The sequence below is a fragment of the Rathayibacter sp. AY1D5 genome (assembly GCF_002932515.1).
Classification (GTDB): Bacteria; Actinomycetota; Actinomycetes; order Actinomycetales; family Microbacteriaceae; genus Rathayibacter.
Genome location: NZ_PSVU01000129.1, coordinates 1 through 655, shown reverse-complemented (window position 1 = coordinate 655; position 655 = coordinate 1). Strand labels below are relative to the sequence as shown.

Sequence of the window (655 nt, the reverse complement as noted above, 5' to 3'; positions counted from 1 at the left end):
GACGTTCGCGCGCACCAGGCGCCAGCCCTCTCTCGAGCGGATCTCGGCCGAGACCGTGGCCGCCATCGTGGACAGCAGGAGCGCGAGGGTCGCGTCGTCACTGAAGTGCGGCGCCTCCTCGAAGGCGAAGCGCACCTGCGACCGCCGGGGCGACCGCGACTCGAGGCGCAGGCAGGCCTGTGCGACCGAGAGGACCATCAGCACCCACGAGCTCGCGACGGCGCGCAGGGCGGCGGCGAGGGAGAGGGGCTCGCGGCGGGACTCCGTCCTCTGCGCGATCGCCACCGTGACCACGATCGCCGGCACCGCCGCCGGCAGCGCCGCCGGCAGCGCCGCCGGCAGCGTCGTGCCGGTCGCCCCGGTCGCTCCCGCCATCCGCGAGAGGAGGCGCCGCTCGCCGCGCGCCTCCTCCTCGGCGGTGCTCCGCAGCGCCTGCTCGTCGAGGCGCGAGTACGAGGCGGCGCTCCAGCCCACGGAGAGGGCGGTGGAGAGCGGCCGGCCGAGCAGAGAGACCGGAACGAGGGTCGCCGTCGCATCGACGGCCCCGTCGCCCGGAGCGAGCGTCCCCGTCGCCAGGACGAGCAGCACCACCATGATCGTGACCAGGAGGCTCACTCTCACCCGGAACAGATCGGAGCGGGATCGTCTGCGCGCG

At 75.1% G+C, this 655-nt stretch carries 1 protein-coding gene; it reads right to left on the bottom strand.

Features of this window, described 5'->3' with window-relative positions; genetic code table 11:
- On the bottom strand, nt 1-621 hold a 621-nt coding region (locus C5C82_RS17180; protein WP_146086037.1), incomplete at its 3' end, for a DUF1345 domain-containing protein.
- Nucleotides 622-655 lie beyond the last annotated feature (34 nt).